This is a genomic window from Rhizobium sp. FY34 (assembly GCF_005222845.1).
In the GTDB taxonomy this organism is placed as follows: domain Bacteria; phylum Pseudomonadota; class Alphaproteobacteria; order Rhizobiales; family Rhizobiaceae; genus Neorhizobium.
The window spans coordinates 153,489-171,773 of record NZ_STFZ01000014.1; the positions used below are offsets into that span (position 1 = coordinate 153,489).

General features: G+C 62.2%; 17 protein-coding genes. 2 read left to right on the plus strand and 15 right to left on the minus strand.

Annotated features, from left to right (window positions below; genetic code table 11):
* Positions 1 to 2: 2 nt before the first annotated feature.
* The gene (locus tag E8M77_RS11640) at positions 3 to 1,571 is read left to right on the plus strand and encodes a flotillin domain-containing protein (RefSeq protein ID WP_137130804.1); all 1,569 of its coding nucleotides are present in this window, start codon (positions 3 to 5) and stop codon (positions 1,569 to 1,571) included.
* Between the two features lie 10 nt (positions 1,572 to 1,581).
* Here E8M77_RS11640 and greA read toward each other — a convergent pair whose 3' ends face one another.
* The 15 genes from greA to E8M77_RS11715 form a co-directional block, all read right to left on the minus strand.
* Complete coding sequence (gene greA, locus E8M77_RS11645; RefSeq protein ID WP_137130805.1) at positions 1,582 to 2,064, minus strand: transcription elongation factor GreA; 483 nt, start codon at positions 2,062 to 2,064, stop codon at positions 1,582 to 1,584.
* Between the two features lie 93 nt (positions 2,065 to 2,157).
* Positions 2,158 to 3,237 (minus strand): enoyl-CoA hydratase/isomerase family protein, encoded by a 1,080-nt coding sequence (locus tag E8M77_RS11650; RefSeq protein WP_137130806.1) that lies wholly within the window; start codon positions 3,235 to 3,237, stop codon positions 2,158 to 2,160.
* Complete coding sequence (locus tag E8M77_RS11655; RefSeq protein WP_137130807.1) at positions 3,234 to 4,022, minus strand: crotonase/enoyl-CoA hydratase family protein; 789 nt, start codon at positions 4,020 to 4,022, stop codon at positions 3,234 to 3,236. Before E8M77_RS11655 ends, E8M77_RS11650 begins: the two co-directional genes overlap by 4 nt.
* On the minus strand, positions 4,019 to 4,876 hold the full coding sequence (locus tag E8M77_RS11660; RefSeq protein ID WP_137130808.1) for a hydroxymethylglutaryl-CoA lyase: 858 nt from the start codon (positions 4,874 to 4,876) through the stop codon (positions 4,019 to 4,021). The genes E8M77_RS11655 and E8M77_RS11660 overlap by 4 nt, the downstream gene beginning before the upstream one ends.
* Complete coding sequence (locus tag E8M77_RS11665; RefSeq protein ID WP_137130809.1) at positions 4,869 to 6,821, minus strand: acetyl/propionyl/methylcrotonyl-CoA carboxylase subunit alpha; 1,953 nt, start codon at positions 6,819 to 6,821, stop codon at positions 4,869 to 4,871. Before E8M77_RS11665 ends, E8M77_RS11660 begins: the two co-directional genes overlap by 8 nt.
* A 21-nt stretch (positions 6,822 to 6,842) precedes the next feature.
* Positions 6,843 to 8,447 carry a carboxyl transferase domain-containing protein gene (locus E8M77_RS11670; RefSeq protein WP_137130810.1) on the minus strand — a complete coding sequence of 535 codons (1,605 nt, stop codon included), beginning with the start codon at positions 8,445 to 8,447 and terminating at the stop codon, positions 6,843 to 6,845.
* Between the two features lie 41 nt (positions 8,448 to 8,488).
* Positions 8,489 to 9,652, minus strand: a complete 1,164-nt coding sequence (locus E8M77_RS11675) for an isovaleryl-CoA dehydrogenase (protein ID WP_137130811.1) — start codon at positions 9,650 to 9,652, stop codon at positions 8,489 to 8,491.
* A gap of 10 nt (positions 9,653 to 9,662) precedes the next feature.
* The gene (locus tag E8M77_RS11680) at positions 9,663 to 10,430 is read right to left on the minus strand and encodes a 3-hydroxyacyl-CoA dehydrogenase (RefSeq protein ID WP_137130812.1); all 768 of its coding nucleotides are present in this window, start codon (positions 10,428 to 10,430) and stop codon (positions 9,663 to 9,665) included.
* 3 nt (positions 10,431 to 10,433) lie between these two features.
* Positions 10,434 to 11,207: an enoyl-CoA hydratase gene (locus E8M77_RS11685; RefSeq protein WP_137130813.1), complete on the minus strand. Its 774-nt coding sequence runs from the start codon at positions 11,205 to 11,207 to the stop codon at positions 10,434 to 10,436.
* A gap of 26 nt (positions 11,208 to 11,233) precedes the next feature.
* Positions 11,234 to 12,376: an acyl-CoA dehydrogenase family protein gene (locus E8M77_RS11690; RefSeq protein ID WP_137130814.1), complete on the minus strand. Its 1,143-nt coding sequence runs from the start codon at positions 12,374 to 12,376 to the stop codon at positions 11,234 to 11,236.
* A 4-nt stretch (positions 12,377 to 12,380) separates the two neighbouring features.
* Positions 12,381 to 13,565 (minus strand): acetyl-CoA C-acyltransferase, encoded by a 1,185-nt coding sequence (locus E8M77_RS11695; protein WP_137130815.1) that lies wholly within the window; start codon positions 13,563 to 13,565, stop codon positions 12,381 to 12,383.
* A gap of 13 nt (positions 13,566 to 13,578) precedes the next feature.
* Positions 13,579 to 13,875 carry a hypothetical protein gene (locus E8M77_RS11700; protein ID WP_137130816.1) on the minus strand — a complete coding sequence of 99 codons (297 nt, stop codon included), beginning with the start codon at positions 13,873 to 13,875 and terminating at the stop codon, positions 13,579 to 13,581.
* An 11-nt stretch (positions 13,876 to 13,886) separates the two neighbouring features.
* Positions 13,887 to 15,173 (minus strand): dihydrolipoamide acetyltransferase family protein, encoded by a 1,287-nt coding sequence (locus tag E8M77_RS11705; protein ID WP_137130817.1) that lies wholly within the window; start codon positions 15,171 to 15,173, stop codon positions 13,887 to 13,889.
* 1 nt (position 15,174) lies between these two features.
* Complete coding sequence (locus E8M77_RS11710) at positions 15,175 to 16,188, minus strand: alpha-ketoacid dehydrogenase subunit beta (RefSeq protein WP_137130818.1); 1,014 nt, start codon at positions 16,186 to 16,188, stop codon at positions 15,175 to 15,177.
* A 1-nt stretch (position 16,189) separates the two neighbouring features.
* A complete protein-coding gene (locus E8M77_RS11715; protein ID WP_137130819.1) occupies positions 16,190 to 17,425 on the minus strand; it encodes a thiamine pyrophosphate-dependent enzyme in 1,236 nt (411 codons plus the stop codon).
* 308 nt (positions 17,426 to 17,733) lie between these two features.
* Here E8M77_RS11715 and E8M77_RS11720 point away from each other — a divergent pair, with 308 nt between their 5' ends.
* The gene (locus E8M77_RS11720) at positions 17,734 to 18,198 is read left to right on the plus strand and encodes an Lrp/AsnC family transcriptional regulator (RefSeq protein WP_137130820.1); all 465 of its coding nucleotides are present in this window, start codon (positions 17,734 to 17,736) and stop codon (positions 18,196 to 18,198) included.
* The last annotated feature ends 87 nt before the right edge of the window (positions 18,199 to 18,285 follow it).

Here is an 18,285-nt window from a genome sequence, read left to right on the forward strand (position 1 = left end):
CCATGAGCGCTCTGGGCTGGATCATCATTCTCGTCATTCTCGCGGCCGCCCTGATTGTGGCTGCCGCTCTGTTCTACCAAAGGGCCAGCAATGAGGTGAGCCTGGTGCGCACCGGCATTGGCGGGCGCAAGGTGGTCATCGATGGGGGCATGCTGGCAATCCCCTATTTTCACGAGATCGGCCGCGTCAACATGCAGACCATCCGCATCGATGTATCGCGCACCGGCGACAGCGCGCTGATCACCAAGGATCGCATGCGCATCGATGTCGGCGCGCAGTTCTTCACCTCTGTAGAGCCTGAGGCACATGCCGTGGTGCGGGCCTCGCAGACGCTTGGACGGCGCACCTTCCAGACCGATCAGCTGAAATCGCTGATCGACGGCATGATGGTGGATGCGCTGCGCGCCATTGCCGCGCAGATGACCATGGACGAGCTGCATGAAAACCGCGGCGGCTTTGTACGCCAGGTGCATGAAAGCCTGTCGGCCACGCTTGAGAAATATGGTCTGCGGCTGGACAGCGTGTCCCTTACCTCGCTTGACCAGACGCCATTTTCAGCGCTTGACGAAAACAATGCCTTCAACGCCGTGGGCATGCGCAAGCTTGCCGAAGTGATTGCCAGATCGAAGAAGGAGCGGGCCGAGATCGAGGGGGAGAGCCAGGTCAGCGTGCGGCGCGCCGAGGTGGATTCCAACCGCCGCAAGCTCGAGATCGAACTGGAGCAGCGCCGCGCCGAAATCCAGCAGACGCAGGAAATCGAACTGCTTTTGGCCCAGCAGTTGAGCGAGGTGGCAGGCTGCAAGGCACGCGCCGAAACGGCTGCCGCCGAAGCGCGGATCGGCATGGAGCGGGCCATCCAGGCCGCATCGCTCGCGCGTGAACAGAGCATCCGCGAAGCGGAAATCAACCAGGCCCGCATGCTGGAGATTGCCGAGCAGGATCGCTCCATCCTGATTTCTGCCAAAAGCGAGGAGGAAAGCCGCGCCAAGGCGCAGGCGACGGATGCGCGCGCAGCGGTGATTACGGCGGAGGAGAACCTGTCGACGCTGAGCCAGGTGGCAGAGGCGCAGCGCCGCAAGCAATTGGCGTTGATTGCCGCAGAACAGGAGGCAGAGGCGCAGGCGATCCGCGTTCGTCTGACCTCGGAAAGCGATGAGATCGCCGCCCGGACCCGCGGCATGATCCGCCGCGAAGAGGTCGAGACGCTGCGGCTACAGAAACAGGCCGAGGCCGAGGGCGAGGCCGCCCGCATTCAGGCGGAAAACACCCGCTCGCCGGAGCTTGTCAGCCTGGAGATGGAAAAGGCCCGGCTGACCGCTTTGCCGCTGATCATCGGCGAGATGGTCAAGCCGGCCGAAAAGATCAAGGGCATCTCGATCAACCATATCACCGGCCTTGGCCGATCCGGCGAACCGGGTGAACGCCTTCCCTCCCCGGTGGACCAGACCGTCAGTTCGATCCTTGACATGGCCGTGACTTTGCCAACCATGAGGAAACTGGGGGATGCATTGGGCCTGAACCTTGTGACGCTTGCGCCAGAGGAGGTGGGCCGCGCCGCGCCCAAACCGTGAATGCCGATCCTCAAGCGATTGCGATGATCTCAAGCTCCTGGTCGCCGATGACAACCACATCCTTGACGCTCTTGCCCAGAAGCGCGCGCGCCACGGGCGAGACATGCGAAATCGAGCCGGTCTTCGGCTCGGCTTCGTCTTCTCCGACAATGCGATAGGTCTGTACGCGGCCATCGTTGCGCTCGAACGTCACCGTACCGCCGAAGACAACAGTGCCGCCCGCCGTGGGCGCCGGCATCACATGCGCCGTGCGCAGCCGCTCGGTAAGATAGCGCAGGTCGCGCAGCGGTCCCGCCGTCTGCCGGCGTCGCTCATTGACATCCTCGATCACGCTTGCCTCTTCATAGGCAAGACGGGCCGCTGCAAGCTCCGTTTCGATAGCCTTCAGCCCGGTTTCGGTCACAAGGTTCGGATGCGGCGAGATCGGCCGGTCGGGCAGCTGGGTTTCGGCTGCCGTCTCCGAGCTTTCTTCCTTGGTAAAGGCAACGCTCACTGAACTTAAACTCCATGGTGTCGAGACAAAAGGGGAAGGGCCGGCCATGCCGTCACGCCCTGATTTTGAAATCCGGTTCGCCCCTCGCCTCCCTCAGCCAGCATATAGGGCGCGAAGGTCCGGATCGCCACCATCGGCGACATCCGACAGGCGCTGCAGCAGGTCTTGCGGCACATCGCTGATCGAGGCAAAGCGCCAGTGCGGGCTGCGGTCCTTGTCGATGATGATCGCCCGGATGCCTTCGACGAAATCCCCGTGTTCCAGCACACGCGAGACAAAACGGTATTCATTGCGCAAGGCGATCTCAAGATTTTCGGCCGCCCGTATGGCAGACAGGCTGGCCAGAAGCGAGATTGGCGACGCCTTTTCGATCGACTGCCGCGCCTTGAGTGCCCAGTCGGACGCGCTGGTCCCCAGTTGCTGCAGGATATCCGTCACGGTAGCCTCGGAAAAGATAGGGTCGATCTCAGAGCCCTGTTCGGCAAGGACGGATGCCGGCGGCGCAGTCTCGAATTTGCCGATTTCAGTCACATCGCCGGTTTCGAGCAGGCGGGCTTTCAACCCGGCCAGTTGCTCGCGCAGAACGAAATGATCGGCAAACCGGGCATGAATGGCATCGGCGCCGCTCATTCTTGTGCCGGTCAGCCCGAGATATTCCCCCAGCCGGCTCGGCGCCTGGCGCAACAGATGCGTGCCGCCCACATCCGGAATGAGGCCCACCGCACATTCCGGCATGGCCACAACCGAATGTTCGGTGACGATGCGGTGCGACCCATGCGCGGAAATACCGACCCCGCCGCCCATGACGATGCCATCCATGAACGGCACATAGGGCTTGGGAAACCGGTCGATCAGCGCGTTCAGACGATACTCGTCGCGCCAGAAGGCATTGCCGCTCTCGTAGTCGCCGGCTTTGCCGCAAGCATACATGGCAGCGAGATCGCCGCCAGCGGAAAAGGCTTTCTCGCTGTCGGCATCCACCATGACCATGGCAATGGCCGGATCTTTTGCCCAATGGATCAACGCCTGCGTCATCCCGTCAACGATCGGTCGGTTGACGGCATTCAGCACCTTGCCGCGCGTCAGCGTGATATAGCCGACCTGCCCGACAACCCGGATCTGTAGATCGGCATTGGCCACAGTCTGCGCGTTTTCCATGCGTCTTCCTTTCATGTGGATCTGTCCCAGGAGGGGCGGCGCTTCTCGAAGAATGCCGCAATACCTTCCCTAGCCTCTTCCTGCTCCCAAGCATCTGCCAGCGCAATGATACTATGTTCTATCCGCGCGGGATCAAGCGAGCGCGACAGCGCACGGGCAAGCGCCTTGGCCGCGGCCACAGCACCGGGCGCAGTGGCAAGATAGTGTTCGGCCTCGCAAAGCGCTTCACCCAGCAGAGCCTCACCATCGACGATGCGCGAGACAAGGCCAAGTTGCACCGCTTCGTCAGCTCCGAAGCGTTTGGCCGACATGAATACCTGCCGGGCAGAACCTTCACCCATTCGGGCCATCACATAGGGGCCGATGGTTGCGGGGATGAGCCCAAGCCGCGTTTCCGTCAGGCCGAAGCGTGCATCTCGCGTGGCGAGAACCAGATCGCAAATGCAGGCCATGCCAATGCCGCCGCCGAAGGCGCTGCCATGCAGGGCGCCGATCAAAGGCTGCGGCAGGCTGTTCAGCGCATCCAGCATGCCGGCCAGTTTTCGCGCTTCGGCCATGCGCGTGTTGCGATCGGCATTCATCTGTTGCCGCATCCAGTCGAGATCGCCGCCGGCGCAGAACACATCGCCTTCGCCCGACAGAATGATGGCACGCCAATCTCGTCGTTCCTCAGCAGCCTGCGCAAAGGCTGTCAGTTCGCCGATCATCCGACCTGACAGTGCGTTGCGCTTCTCCGGTCTGTTGAGGCGAAGATGCACGATACCGCGCCCATCTACGGTGATCTTGATCGTCTCGTTCATGGGCTGCTCCTCAAGCCTTTGGCAAAGGCTGCGGCCTCATCCAGGCGGGCAAGATCAAGAGCCGTTGCAAGGCCGCGATCGGCCAGATGGCGCGCCACGCTTTCCGTTGCGACATTGCCGGCAGCGCCCGGCGCATAGGGGCAGCCGCCCAGCCCGCCGATGGCAGCGTCAAAGACGCGCAAACCCTTGTCCAGCGCCACATCGATATTCTGCAGGGCCCGCCCGTCGGTGTCGTGGAAATGTCCGGCAAGCCTTGACGCAGGTGCCGTATTCAGCACGGCATCCAGCATGGCGGCAATGGCATCCGGCCTGGCTTGTCCCAGCGTTTCGCCGAGTGAAATCTCGTGGCAGCCGAGCGCAATCAAGTCCGCCGTCACCTTGGCCACCTGGGCAGGCGCGACCTTTCCTTCGAACGGGCAATCGGTGATGACCGATACATAGCCGCGCAGACGCATGCCCTCGGCAAGGGCTGCCCTGGCAACCGGCTTCAACCGTGCATGGCTATCGGCTATCGAGGCGTTGAGATTGGCGCGGCTGAAGCCTTCCGAAGCGGACACGAAGATCGCCACCTCATCGGCGCCAGCGGCTTTCGCCGCCTCATAACCTTTGAGGTTGGGCGCCAACACGGCATAGGAGAGGCCTGCGCGGCGCGGCAGGCCGGCCATCACCTCTGCCGCATCGGCCAGTTGCGGTACCCATTTCGCACTGACGAAACTGGTGGCCTCGATACGGCGGAAGCCGCACTCCGCTAGTTTTTCAATCAGAGCGAGCTTGTCTTCGGTCGGGACCAGGCGCCTTTCGTTCTGCAAGCCGTCGCGGGGGCCGACCTCGTAGATCTCCACGAATTCAGCCATGTCCGGCCTCCAATGCAGCCAGTTGCACCAGAGGGTCGCCCGCTGCGATCTGGGCACCTTCGCGGACGAATACCTCTGCCACGCGGCCGGCCCTCGATGCTTTCAGCATATGCTCCATCTTCATGGCTTCCAGTACACAGAGCGGCTGGCCAGCTTGGACCTCCTGGCCGGCGATGACGAAGAACGCACGCACCAGGCCGGGCATGGGGGCGAGCGTCACATCGCTGCCGAGTCCGGCAGAGGCATCACGGTTCAGCGGATCATGCCGCCGGAAACGTGCGGTCTTGCCCGGCGCAAAGACATGAAGGCCGTCGGCTTCCACCACCTTGAGCGCGACGTCTCGGGCCAGGGTCCAGTTCTGTCCATTGCAGACGGCCTGGAATTCCTGATCGACCACACGCAGACGTGCCGCCTGCGGTCCCTCCATCGTCAGATCGACGTCGATGCTGTCCGCTCCCGTCTCCAGCGTGATGCGCCGGGTGAGCGGTGACCAGAGCGAGAAGCCGGTGAGTGGATCGGCCGGCAGTGCCGCGACATGCAGCGCCGCCGCCGCCGCCATGGCAGACTCCAGACGGTCATTCTGCGGCGTCTCCATCAGGCTTGCGAGATCGCGGGCAATCAGGCCCGTATCCACCTCGCCCCGCGTAAAGCCCCGATGACGCGCCAGGGCACTCAGAAAGGCGAGATTGGTGACGGTGCCCGCGACCTGCGTCTCATCCAGCGCGCGTCCGAGTTGAGACAGTGCGATAGCCCGCGTCGGGCCGTGGGTGATGATCTTGGCGATCATCGGGTCATACCAGGGCGAGATCTCGTCGCCGCTCTGCACACCGGTATCGGCGCGGCAATGGTCCGGGAAGGCGAGATGCGCCAGCCTTCCGGTGGCCGGCAGGAAACCGGCTGCCACATCCTCGGCATAGAGCCTCACCTCGAAGGCGTGGCCTGTCAGCCGGATCTCCTCCTGTCTCAGCGGCAGCGGCTCGCCGCTGGCCACGCGCAGCTGCCATTCGACCAGGTCCAGGCCCGTGACAGCTTCGGTCACCGGATGTTCCACCTGCAGCCGGGTGTTCATCTCCATGAACCAGAAGCGGTCGGGGCGCAGGCCCTCGGACCCATCGACGATGAATTCAATGGTGCCCGCCCCGGAATAACCGATGGCCTTGGCCGCCCGCACGGCGGCCTCACCCATGGCATGGCGCATCTCATCCGTCATGCCCGGTGCCGGCGCCTCCTCGATCACCTTCTGGTGGCGGCGCTGCAGCGAACAATCCCGCTCGAAAAGATGCACCGCATCCCGCCCGTCACCGAACACCTGCACCTCGACATGGCGGGGGGCGGAGACGTATTTTTCAATCAGTACGGCATCATTGCCGAAGGCGTTGGCGGCTTCGGCCCTGGCGGATCGCAGCGCCTCGGCAAAGTCCGCAGCGTTTTCGACGCGCCGCATGCCCTTGCCGCCGCCGCCGGCCACGGCCTTGATCAGCACCGGGTATCCGATGCGTTCCGCCTGCTCTGCCAGAAAGGCTCCATCCTGATTAGCGCCGTGATAGCCGGGCACGACCGGCACGCCGGCCTGTTTCATCAGCGCCTTGGCGGCATCCTTCAGGCCCATGGCACGAATGGCTTTTGCCGAAGGACCGATGAAAACGAGGCCCGCCCGTTGCACCGCATCGACAAAATCGGGATTTTCCGAGAGAAATCCGTATCCCGGATGGATGGCCTCGGCGCCCGTCTCAAGGGCAGCCGCGATGATCGCCCCGCCCTTCAGGTAACTGTCCTTCGGTGCTGCACCGCCGATCGCCACCGCCTGATCGGCGAGGGTGACATGCAGAGCATGGGCATCCACATCCGAATGGACGGCAACCGTCGCGACACCCAACCTGCGGGCGGTTTTGATGATGCGGCAGGCGATCTCGCCGCGATTGGCAATCAGGATCTTGCGAAACATCGTCTGGTCCTCCGATCCCGGTTACATGCGGAACAGGCCGAACCGGGTATCCCCGATCGGCGCGTTGAGGCTGGCGGAGAGGGACAGCGCAAGAACTTCGCGCGTCTTGCGCGGATCGACGATGCCATCATCCCAGAGCCTGGCGGAGGCATAGAGCGGGTGGCTCTGGCGCTCGAACATCTGAAGCGTCGGGCGCTTGAAGTCCGCCTCCTCGTCCGCGCTCCAGGTACCGCCCTTGCGTTCGATCCCTTCGCGGCGGACGGTCGCGAGAACACCCGCGGCCTGCTCGCTACCCATCACGGAAATGCGGGAATTCGGCCAGGTCCACAGAAAGCGCGGCGAGAAGGCACGGCCCGCCATGCCGTAATTGCCGGCCCCGAAAGACCCGCCGACCAGCATGCTGATCTTCGGCACAGCGGTCGTGGCAACCGCCGTCACCATCTTGGCGCCATGGCGGGCTATGCCCTCGTTTTCATATTTGCGGCCCACCATGAAGCCGGAGATATTTTGCAGGAAAATCAGTGGAATGTCGCGTTGCGAGCAAAGCTCGATGAAATGCGCGCCCTTTTGAGCGCTTTCGGAAAACAGCACGCCATTATTTGCAAGGATGCCGACAGGGCAGCCCATGATATGGGCAAAACCCGTGACCAGCGTTTCACCGAACCGTGCCTTGAACTCATCAAAACGGCTGCCATCCACCACGCGCGCAATCACCTCGCGGATGTCGTAGGGCGTGCGCAGATCCGCCGGAACCACATCCAGCAACTCGTTCGGATCATAGGCCGGCTCTTCCGGCGACTGCCATTGCACTGTCCGCGGTTTTTGTCGGTTGAGATGGGAGACTGCGCGCCGGGCGAGAGCCAGCGCATGGGCATCGTCCTCGGCGAGATAATCCGCCACGCCGGAAAGTCTTGTGTGCACATCGCCGCCGCCGAGATCCTCAGCACTCACCACCTCGCCGGTCGCCGCCTTCACCAGCGGCGGGCCGGCGAGAAAGATGGTGCCTTGATCGCGCACGATGATCGATATATCCGACATGGCTGGCACATAGGCGCCGCCGGCCGTGCAGGAGCCCATGACGACGGCGATCTGGGCAATGCCCTTGGCACTCATCTGCGCCTGGTTGAAGAAAATCCGGCCGAAATGGTCACGGTCCGGAAACACCTCGTCCTGATTGGGCAGGTTCGCACCACCGCTATCGACGAGATAGAGGCATGGGAGCGCGCAGGCCTGCGCGATCTCCTGGGCGCGCAGGTGTTTTTTCACCGTCATGGGAAAGTAAGTGCCGCCTTTGACCGTCGCATCATTGGCAACGATCATCACCTCCTGCCCCTCGACACGGCCGATACCGGCAATCAGTCCGGCAGCGGGGGCTCCACCGTCATACATGTCATGCGCCGCCGTTGCCCCGATTTCGAGAAACGGCGAGCCCGGATCGAGCAGATTGGCAACGCGCTCGCGCGGCAGCATTTTTCCGCGCGCGGTGTGGCGCCTTTGTGCCTCCTCGCCGCCGCCCCCAGCGGCCAGCGCTGCTGCGGCGCGGATCGTCTCCAACATGGCAAGATGGGCGGCGCGGTTCTTCTTCGCGCTGTCGGAGCCGGCAATATGGTCGGATGTCAGTTTCATCGGCTCCTCCAGCCGTTGCACGCAAGGACGAATGGACGCATTCACGCCATGGCGGACACCAGCTCGCGACCAATCAGCATGCGGCGGATTTCGGATGTGCCGGCGCCGATCTCCATCAGCTTTGCATCGCGAAACAGCCGGCTCACAACGCTATCGGCAAGAAAGCCTGCACCGCCCAGCGACTGTACGGCCTGATGTGCCTGCACCATGGCCTGCTCGCTGGCATAGAGCACGGCGCCCGCCGCATCCTGGCGCGTCACCTCCCCGCGATCACAGGCCTTGGCGACCTCGTAGACATAGGCGCGGGCGGTATTGAGCGCGACATACATATCGGCGATCTTGCCTTGCATCAGCTGGAAACTGCCGACCGGCTGGCCGAACTGTTTACGGGTCGCCACATAGGGCATGACCTCGTCCAGGCAGGCGGCCATGATGCCGAGCCCGATGCCGGAAAGCACGACGCGCTCGAAATCCAGCCCCGACATCAGCACGCGCACGCCCCGGCCCTCTTCGCCCAGCACGTTTTCGAACGGCACCTCCACATCATCGAAGATGAGTTCGGCGGTGTTGGAGCCGCGCATGCCGAGCTTGTCGAAATGCGTGCTGGTGGAGAACCCCTTCATGGTCTTTTCGACGAGAAAGGCTGTAATGCCCTTCGATCCGGCGTCCGGGTCGGTCTTGGCGTAGACCACCAGCGTATCGGCATCCGGGCCATTGGTGATCCAGTATTTGTTGCCCTTCAGCACATAATAGCCGTTGCGCTTGGTGGCCCTCAGCTTCATCGACACCACATCCGAACCGGCGCCGGGTTCGGACATGGCAAGCGCCCCGACATGCGCGCCGGAGACGAGACCGGGCAGGTATTTCCGCTTCTGCGTCTCCGAGCCATTGAGCTTGATCTGGTTGACGCAGAGATTGGAGTGGGCGCCATAGGACAGGCTGACCGAGGCGGAGGCGCGGGCGAGTTCCTCCACCGCGACCGTATGGGCGAGATAACCCATGCCGGAGCCGCCATAATCTTCACTGACCGTGATGCCGAGCAGGCCGAGATCACCCATTTCCTTCCACAGGCTGTTGGGAAAGCTGTTGGAACGATCCACCTCGGCGGCGATCGGCTTCAGCCGTTCCTGCGCCCAGGCATGCACGGTCTCCCGGAGCGCTGCAACATCCTCCCCGATATCGAAGCGCATGGTCGCATGAAACATGAGATCCTCCTCATTTCGGCGCCATGCGGAGCGCTCCATCCAGACGGATGACCTCCCCGTTCAGCATGGCATTTTCGATAGTGTGCCGGACAAGAGCGGCATATTCCGCCGGTTCTCCCAGTCGCGACGGAAAAGGCACCGAGGCACCGAGAGTATCCTGCACCTCCTGCGGCATGCCCGCCATCATCGGCGTCCTGAATATGCCGGGCGCAATGGTCATGACACGGATGCCGTGACGGGCAAGCTCGCGGGCCATCGGCAGTGTCAGGCCGGCGACGCCGGCCTTAGAGGCGGCATAGGCCGCCTGGCCGATCTGCCCGTCGAAGGCGGCAATCGAGGCCGTGTTGACGATGACGCCGCGTTCCCCGCCGGCATTGGGCGTCGAACGGGCCATGGCTTCCGCCGCCAGCCGCGCCATGTTGAAGGTGCCGACGAGATTGATGGAGACGGCACGGGCGAAACTCTCCAGCCGGTGCGGGCCGTCGCGGCCCAGCACCTTTTCGCCGGGCGCGACACCGGCACAATTGACGAGGCCGTGCAGGGCGCCGAAGGCACTGATCGCCAGCGCGATCGTGGCTTTCGCATCCTCCTCGCGCGTCACGTCGGTGATGGCAAAACGCGCCTGCAGCCCAAGCCTGACGGCCGCTGCCTCGCCCGCTGGCTCATCCCGATCAGCGATCACCACATTTGCGCCGGCAGAAATCAGCATGTCGGCAGTCGCTGCCCCAAGTCCGGAGGCCGCGCCGGTCACGATAAAGGTCTTGCCGGCAATCTCCATGGCTTACCTGTTCCTGAACTCGGCCGGACGGCGCTCGACGAATGCCTTCATTCCTTCCGCACGGTCCTCTAAGGCGAAGGTGGACTGGAACAGACGGCGCTCCAGAAGCAGGCCCTCGGCCAGCGTCGTCTCGAAGGCGCGGTTGACGGCTTCCTTGGCCATGGCGGCAACCGGCTGCGACATGCCGGCGATGACGGCCGCGACCTTCACCGCTTCCTCGACCAGATCGGCAGCCGGAAAAACGCGGCTGACTAATCCGCAGCGCTCGGCTTCCGCCGCATCCATCATGCGCCCGGTCAAGACCATGTCCATCGCCTTCGACTTGCCGACAAAGCGGGTCAGCCGCTGCGAACCGCCCATGCCCGGAATGGTGCCGAGCTTGATTTCCGGCTGGCCGAACTTGGCTGTGTCACCGGCCAGGATAAAATCGCACATCATGGCAAGCTCGCACCCGCCGCCGAGCGCAAAACCGGACACCGCGGCAATGATCGGTTTGCGGCGGCCGGTAAACAGCGACCATTCGGCAAAACGGTCCGCCACCGCTACGTCCTGGAAGGTCAGCGCCTGCATTTCCTTGATGTCGGCGCCGGCGGCAAAGGCCTTTTCCGAACCGGTCAGCACCATGCAACCGATTTCAGGTTCGGTATCGGCCTGCCCGGTCACAGCAATCAGTTCCTGCGTGACTTGGGAATTCAGCGCATTTAAGGCTTCCGGCCGGTTGAGCCGGATCAGCAGTACGCCGTCACGACGCTCGGTCAGGATTGTTTCGTAAGTCATGGCTTTCTTCCTCTACCTTCTTTGCCTCACAGCTCGGAAAGAACCGAGCGCGCGATGATGAGTCGCATGATTTCGTTTGTGCCTTCCAGGATCTGGTGGACGCGCAGGTCGCGGACGATCTTCTCCACGCCGTAATCCGCCAGATAGCCATAGCCACCGTGCAATTGCAGGGCGCGGTTCGCAACCTCGAAACCGCAATCGGTCACATACTTCTTTGCCATGGCGCAGAGCCGCGTTGCTTCGGGCGATTTTGCTTCAAGGGCGCAGGCGGCCCGCCAAAGAAGCGTGCGCGATGCTTCCAGTTCCGTTGCCATGTCCGCAATGGTAAACTGAAGCGCCTGGAAATCGTTGAGTTTTTGGCCAAAGGCCTTGCGTTCGCCCGTATAGGCAACCGCCTTTTCAAAGGCGGACTGGGCGCCACCGAGCGAGCAGGCGGCAATCGAGGTGCGTCCGCCATCCAGCGCTTCCATGGCGAGCTTGAAACCGGCCCCCTCCGACCCCAGCATCGCATCCGCCGTCACCCGCACGCGGTCCAGCGTGACGGTCCGCGTCGGTTGGGCGTTCCAGCCCATCTTCTTCTCGTTGGCTCCAAAGGTGAGCCCCTCTGTGCCTTTTTCGACGAGGAAGGCGGTAATGCCCTTTGGCCCCGGTCCGCCCGAACGCGCCATCACCACATAGAGGTCCGTGGCGCCGGCGCCGGAAATGAACATCTTCTGGCCGGTCAGCAGAAAATCCTCACCGTCGCGTTCCGCGCGCGTGGCAAGCGCTGCGGCATCCGAGCCGCAGGCCGGTTCAGTCAGGCAATAGGAGGCGAGGATGTCCGCCGAGCAGAGGCGGGGCAGATAGGTTTGCCGCTGCGCCGTGCTGCCATGCCTGTCGATCATGGTCGCCACCATGTTGTGGATCGACAGGTAAGCTGAAATGGCGGGGCAGCCCTTTGCCAATGCCTCATAGATCAATACTGCTTCCATGCGGCCAAGGCCCGAGCCGCCATGCTCCTCCGATACCATGATGCCTCCGAGCCCCAGGCCTGCGGCTTTGCGGATGACATTCACGGGGAAATGCTTGGTCTCATCCCAGGCGAGCGCATACGGCGCGATTTCATCGCGGGCAAAGCTTTCCGCCATGTCGCGAATTGCAAGCTGTTCTTCGGTGAGTGAAAAATCCATGGGTTCAATCCATTGTCTCAAGAGCAATCGCAGTCGCCTCGCCACCACCGATGCAGACGCTGGCAATGCCACGTTTCTCACCACGCGCCTGAAGTGCAGCCAGCAGCGTGACGAGAATGCGTGCGCCCGAAGCGCCGATCGGATGACCGAGCGCGCAGGCCCCGCCGTGCACATTCACCTTGTCGGTTGGCAGATCGAGATCGCGCATGGCAGCCATCGCCACCACGGCGAAGGCCTCGTTGATCTCGAACAGGTCCACTTCGCGCGCCGACCAGCCGGTTCGCTCGAACAGCTTTTTTATGGCGCCGATCGGTGCCGTCGGGAAAAGCCGCGGTTCGCTGGCGTAACTTGCATGCCCGACGATGCGCGCCAGCGGCGCAAGGCCCCGCCGCTTAGCCTCATCCGCCGTCATCAGAACAAGGGCTGCGGCACCATCGCTGATCGAAGAGGAATTGGCGGCCGTGACTGTGCCATTCGCCCGGAAGGCGGGTTTCAGCTGGGGGATTTTGTCGGGTTGCGCATTGCCCGGCTGTTCATCTATCGATACCGTCGTTGCGCCAGCTTTACCGGTGATCGAGACGGGTGCAATCTCTGCGGCAAAGCGGCCTTCGGATATGGCAGCTTGCGCCCGTGACAGGGATTGCAGGGCATAGGCATCTTGAGCTTCGCGGGCAAAATGGTAAGCGTCGGCGCACTCTTCGGCAAAGCTGCCCATCAACCGTCCCTTGTCATAGGAATCCTCTAGCCCGTCGAGGAACATATGATCGATGATCCGTCCATGGCCCATGCGATAGCCGCTGCGGGCGCGATCCAGCAGATATGGCGCATTTGACATGCTTTCCATGCCGCCGGCCACCAGAATGCTGGCCTGACCCGCCAGCATGGCATCATGGGCCATCATCACAGTTTTCATGCCGGAGCCGCACATCTTGTTGACGGTCGAAGCCGGCGTCGAGACCGGCAGTCCGGCACCAAGGGCCGCCTGCCTTGCCGGCGCTTGACCCTGCCCTGCCGGCAGAACGCAGCCCATCAGCACCTCGTCCACGTCCGAGCCTGCGACCTGGGCACGCTCCAGTGCAGCGGCAATGGCAATGGCACCGAGTTGGGCTGCTGTCTTGCCCATGAGAGCGCCCTGGAAGCCGCCGATTGGCGTGCGGGCAAATCCGACGATCACGATATCCCAGCTCATTCTGCGCCCTCTTTCATGCGTTGTATGCCTTGCTCAGGCCCATCAGCGCTGCCTCCTGCAACGTTTCGCCGAGCGTCGGATGGGGTCGTAGGGTCCTGGCGGCCATATCCGCGCAGCCCGCACCAACTGCCTGAATGCCAAGAACGAGGTCTGACCTTTTGTCGAAGACGATGTGCACGAAACCATCCTGCCATTCCAATGTCAGGCTTCTTCCATTGGCCCGCAAGGGGAAGGATGCAACCCCGACCTCCGTAGGGGCTGCCCGCGCATCTCCGGGCAAAAGGCCGGCCGCGAAGCTTGCCGAATCCATCGGCCATCGCGTCAATCCTTCATGAAGATCAGGGCAGGTGTTTCCAAAAGCATTTTCATCCTGTTGACGAAGACGGCGGCGTCCAAACCATCGATGATGCGGTGGTCGAAGCTTGCCGACAGGTTCATCATGCTGCGCGGCACGAAGGCGGTGCCGTTCCAGCTCGGTCGGATGGCCATGCGGTTGATGCCGAGGATTGCCACTTCCGGCTTGTTGATGATGGGGGTCGTCGCCAATGCGCCAAGCGGTCCAAGCGAGGTGATGGTTATGGTGGAGCCTGACAGTTCTTCCCGCGTTGACTTGTTCGTCCGGCAGGCCTGTGACAATCGCGTGATTTCAGCAGCCATGCCGAACAGATCGACATCCTGCGCATTGCGCATCACCGGCACCATCAGACCAGTCTCGGTCATTGTCGCAATCCCGATATGGAGGGCACTCGAATAGGTAATCTCGTCGGCCTCGTCATCGTAGCGGGCAAAAATTTTCGGGCAGGTCTGTTTTGCCTTGACGAGAGCGGCCGCCACCAATGGCAGCAGTGTCAGCTTTGGCTTTTCGCCACGTGTCTCGTTCAGTCTGGTGCGCAGGCCCTCGATCTCGGTGACATCCACTTCCTCGATGACGGTGATATGGGGAATGCTGGCATTCGCCTCGCTCATGCGCTTGGCAATCATGCGCCGAAGCCCCGTGACTTTCACGGTCTCGACCGTTTCCGGGCCCATCGCCGCCGTCACAGTATCTGGCCTCGCGCCATCAACTGCCTGATCGGACAGGTGGTCGAGATCCGCATGCGTTACGCGACCGGCCGGCCCCGTTCCCTGAATCTGCCGCAGATCTATGCCATTCTGGCGGGCGCGTTCACGCACGGCTGGGGCCGCCAGCACGGCGGCACCTTGCCCCGGTGCGACGGTCGCTTTGTCTTGCTCTTGCCGCAGGTCCTGTGCTGCTGGCGAAGATACCGTCTCGGCGTCCGGCATTGTCAGCGGGCATGCAGCCTTCTGTGCCGGTTCCTTCTGATGATGCTCGACAGCCGCGACCGTCGCCTTGAGGTCTGCATCGACTGCATCCTCGATGTGCACCAGATCAGAGCCGATCGCCATGATCTGGCCGATCTTGCTTGCTACCCAGACCACGGTGCCGCTATAGGCGGAGGTGATTTCCACCGTCGCCTTGTCGGTCATCACCGCTGCTATAGGATCGTCCTCGCGCACCAGATCGCCGGTCTTCACCAGCATTTCGCTCAGTTCCGCTTCCGTCACGCCTTCGCCGACATCCGGTAGTTTGATCGTTCGGATCACCATGTCAACTCTCCATCACGCTAGTGAGTGCCCGGCAGATCCGTTCCTGTCCGGGAAAATAATCCCATTCCTGCGCATGCGGATAGGGTGCATCCCAACCCGTGACGCGTATGATCGGCGCTTCCAGATGATAGAAGCAGGCCTCTTGCACGCAGGCGATGATCTCGCCGGCCAGTCCCGAGGTTCTGGTTGCCTCGTGGATGACCACGCAGCGGCCGGTTTTGCGCACGGATGCCTCGATCGTTTCCAGATCGAGCGGCAGAAGCGAGCGCAGATCGATGATCTCTGCATCTAGCCCCAGCCTGTCGACAGCGGCTTCGGCAACGAAGACCATGGTGCCATAGGTCAGGATCGTTACGGCATCGCCCTCCCGATGCAGCCTGGCCTTTCCCAGCGGGATGGCATAATGGCCTTCGGGAACTTCGCCGAGCGGATGGGCTTTCCAGCTTTGCGCCGGTGCCGCATGATCGCCGTTGAAGGGGCCATTGTAGAGGCGTTTCGGCTCCAGGAAGATCACCGGGTCCGGATCCTGCATCGCCGCAATCAAAAGCCCTTTGGCATCATGCGGGGTGCAGGGCTCAACGACCTTCAGACCTGCCACATGGGTAAACAGCGCTTCCGGGCTCTGGCTGTGGGTCTGGCCGCCATAAATGCCGCCGCCGGTCGGCATGCGGATGACAATCGGGCAGGAGAACTGTTCATTGGAGCGATGGCGGATGCGGGCCGCCTCTTGGGTGATCTGGTCATATGCCGGGTAGACGTAATCGGCAAACTGGATCTCGACGCAGGGCTTCATGCCCTGCGCGGCCATGCCGATGCCAAGCCCGACAATGGCGCTTTCATTGATGGGCGTGTCGAACACCCGCTCCTCGCCGAATTTCTTCTGAAGGCCGGCAGTACAGCGGAACACCCCGCCGAAATAGCCGACATCCTCGCCGAAGATCACCACCTTGTCATCGCGCTCCAGCATGACATCCATGGCATCGCGCAGGGCCTCGATCATGGTCATATGCGGCATGTCACACCCCCATTTCCTGTCGCTGGCGGCGGATGTGCTCCGGCGTGTCGGCATAGACGCCCTTGAAGATGCTGGCGCCTGGGATCGGTTGCGGATCAAGCAGGGTGCCCGCCGCCTCGACGCGCCTTTGCACCTCGACCACTTCGGCGAGAATCTGCGCCTCTGCCTGTATATGGCGTTGCTCGCTCCAGTCGCCGCGCGCAATGAGATGCTGCTTCAAACGTTCGATCGGATCGCCAAGCGGCCAGGCCTTTGCCTCGTCCTTCGGCCGGTAGGCGCTCGGATCATCGGAGGAGGAATGCGCGCCGACGCGGTAGGTATACCATTCGATGAGAACCGGACCATGTCCGCCCCTTACCCGTTCGGTTGCCCATTTCGTCACCGCCATCACGGCGAGATAGTCATTGCCATCCACCCTAAGTGCCGGAAGGCCATAGCCCAGCGCGCGCGCCGCATAGGTGCGGCCATGGCCGCGCGCAACACCAGTATAGGTGGAGATGGCCCACTGGTTGTTGACGACGTTCAGGACGACAGGTGGCCAGTAAGAGGAGGCTGACAGAAGGCCGGTGTGAAAATCATTGGAAGCCGTTGAGCCGTCACCGATCCACCCAACAGCGATATTCTCCTTGCCCGTCAGTGCATTGGCCATGGCCCAGCCGACGGCATGCACATATTGCGTGCCGAGATTGCCGGAAATGGTGAAAAATCCATGCTCGCGCGCCGAGTGAAGCGTCGGCAGCTGACGACCCAGCAGTGGATCGTAAGCGTTCGAGTATATTTGACCGAGCAGTTTTTCCAGCGGATAGCCGCCAGCGATCAGCAGGCTCTGCTGGCGGTAGGTCGGGAAATTCATGTCGCCGGGCCGCAGGGCCTGCTGGAAGGCGCAGCCGATTGCCTCCTCGCCGATCTGCTGGATATAGAAGGACATCTTGCCTTGGCGTTGTGCATTCAGCATGCGCGTATCGATGACCCGCGAGGTCATCATATCGGAAAGCCCGGTGCGCAGCGTCTCGGCATCCGGCGTGCCCAGATAGTCGGCCCAGGGGCCGACCGGCCTGCCATCGTCATCGAGGACGCGGATGAGCGAATTGGCAAGCTCAATGCAATCGGTCGCCGTGACATCAAGCGCCGGCACCGCAAGCACGCCTGCCGGCGGGATGTCCACTGCCGAGAAATCGGGCTTTTCCCCCGGACGCGCCGGCGGATGGGCAAAGGATAATTTGCTGTTCGAACGCACTGTCTGCTCCTCCAAGCACGTGTTTCGGCTTCCCGTTCGATCGTGAATGATGGGCACCACTTGGCGGGCAGGCGAATGCCTAGCGCCCTGCGCTCTGTCGCCTGATTGCAATTGCCAGAGAGGCCCTCACCGCGTGCGCCATGTCAGCCCCCTCCCAAGGGCCGGGATCATTCGACGACCGAGCATGAATGATATTCCTCAACCCTGAGAAATGTCCTGACTTTGTTTCTACATCTTGAGCGATCTGTTGAAACGAACCATGCTGGTTTCCGCAATGCGCGTTCATTCGTTTCCTGGAGGAGGAGAACATGGGGCGACTTCTGGACCAGACGGATCGCAAGATCCTGATGCAATTGATGGCGGATGCCCGCCAGCAGAATACACAGCTGGCAGAGGCTGTCGGTCTTTCACCGCCGCCCTGCTGGAAGCGGGTGAACCGGCTGGAGGAACTCGGTATCATACGCGGCTATACGGCCGTGCTCGATATGGAAAAGCTCGGCTATCCGGAAATCGCACTGATCGACATCACGCTCGAAAACCACGCCCATTATCCGCTGGAGGCGGTGTGCGAGAAACTGGCAGCGCTTCCAGAAGTGTTGGAAGTACATATCACCACGGGTGATTTCGACTGCTTCATCAAGGTCGCCATATCCGATACTGGCGCGCTGGAGCGGTTCCTGCGCGAAAAGCTCTACATGATCGACGGCGTGCGGGGCACGCGCACCAGCCTGTCGCTGAGACGGTTCAAAGATGTGCAGTCGACATTGATCTAGGTGTGGACGGATTGCCGCATGTTTTATTTCTGCGATTCCTAAACCAGTATTTGGATGATTCATGGGTTGCCGGTTTCAGAGGAGATC

Bases quoted from the DNA above. Each gene is read 5' to 3' on its own strand.
- E8M77_RS11640 (WP_137130804.1), top strand. From the start codon at position 3: ATGAGCGCTCTGGGCTGGATCATCATTCTCGTCATTCTCGCGGCCGCC.
- E8M77_RS11650 (WP_137130806.1), bottom strand. From the start codon at position 3,237: ATGAAAGGAAGACGCATGGAAAACGCGCAGACTGTGGCCAATGCCGAT.
- E8M77_RS11655 (WP_137130807.1), bottom strand. From the start codon at position 4,022: ATGAACGAGACGATCAAGATCACCGTAGATGGGCGCGGTATCGTGCAT.
- E8M77_RS11660 (WP_137130808.1), bottom strand. From the start codon at position 4,876: ATGGCTGAATTCGTGGAGATCTACGAGGTCGGCCCCCGCGACGGCTTG.
- E8M77_RS11665 (WP_137130809.1), bottom strand. From the start codon at position 6,821: ATGTTTCGCAAGATCCTGATTGCCAATCGCGGCGAGATCGCCTGCCGC.
- E8M77_RS11670 (WP_137130810.1), bottom strand. From the start codon at position 8,447: ATGAAACTGACATCCGACCATATTGCCGGCTCCGACAGCGCGAAGAAG.
- E8M77_RS11675 (WP_137130811.1), bottom strand. From the start codon at position 9,652: ATGTTTCATGCGACCATGCGCTTCGATATCGGGGAGGATGTTGCAGCG.
- E8M77_RS11680 (WP_137130812.1), bottom strand. From the start codon at position 10,430: ATGGAGATTGCCGGCAAGACCTTTATCGTGACCGGCGCGGCCTCCGGA.
- E8M77_RS11685 (WP_137130813.1), bottom strand. From the start codon at position 11,207: ATGACTTACGAAACAATCCTGACCGAGCGTCGTGACGGCGTACTGCTG.
- E8M77_RS11690 (WP_137130814.1), bottom strand. From the start codon at position 12,376: ATGGATTTTTCACTCACCGAAGAACAGCTTGCAATTCGCGACATGGCG.
- E8M77_RS11695 (WP_137130815.1), bottom strand. From the start codon at position 13,565: ATGAGCTGGGATATCGTGATCGTCGGATTTGCCCGCACGCCAATCGGC.
- E8M77_RS11700 (WP_137130816.1), bottom strand. From the start codon at position 13,875: ATGGATTCGGCAAGCTTCGCGGCCGGCCTTTTGCCCGGAGATGCGCGG.
- E8M77_RS11705 (WP_137130817.1), bottom strand. From the start codon at position 15,173: ATGGTGATCCGAACGATCAAACTACCGGATGTCGGCGAAGGCGTGACG.
- E8M77_RS11710 (WP_137130818.1), bottom strand. From the start codon at position 16,188: ATGCCGCATATGACCATGATCGAGGCCCTGCGCGATGCCATGGATGTC.
- E8M77_RS11720 (WP_137130820.1), top strand. From the start codon at position 17,734: ATGGGGCGACTTCTGGACCAGACGGATCGCAAGATCCTGATGCAATTG.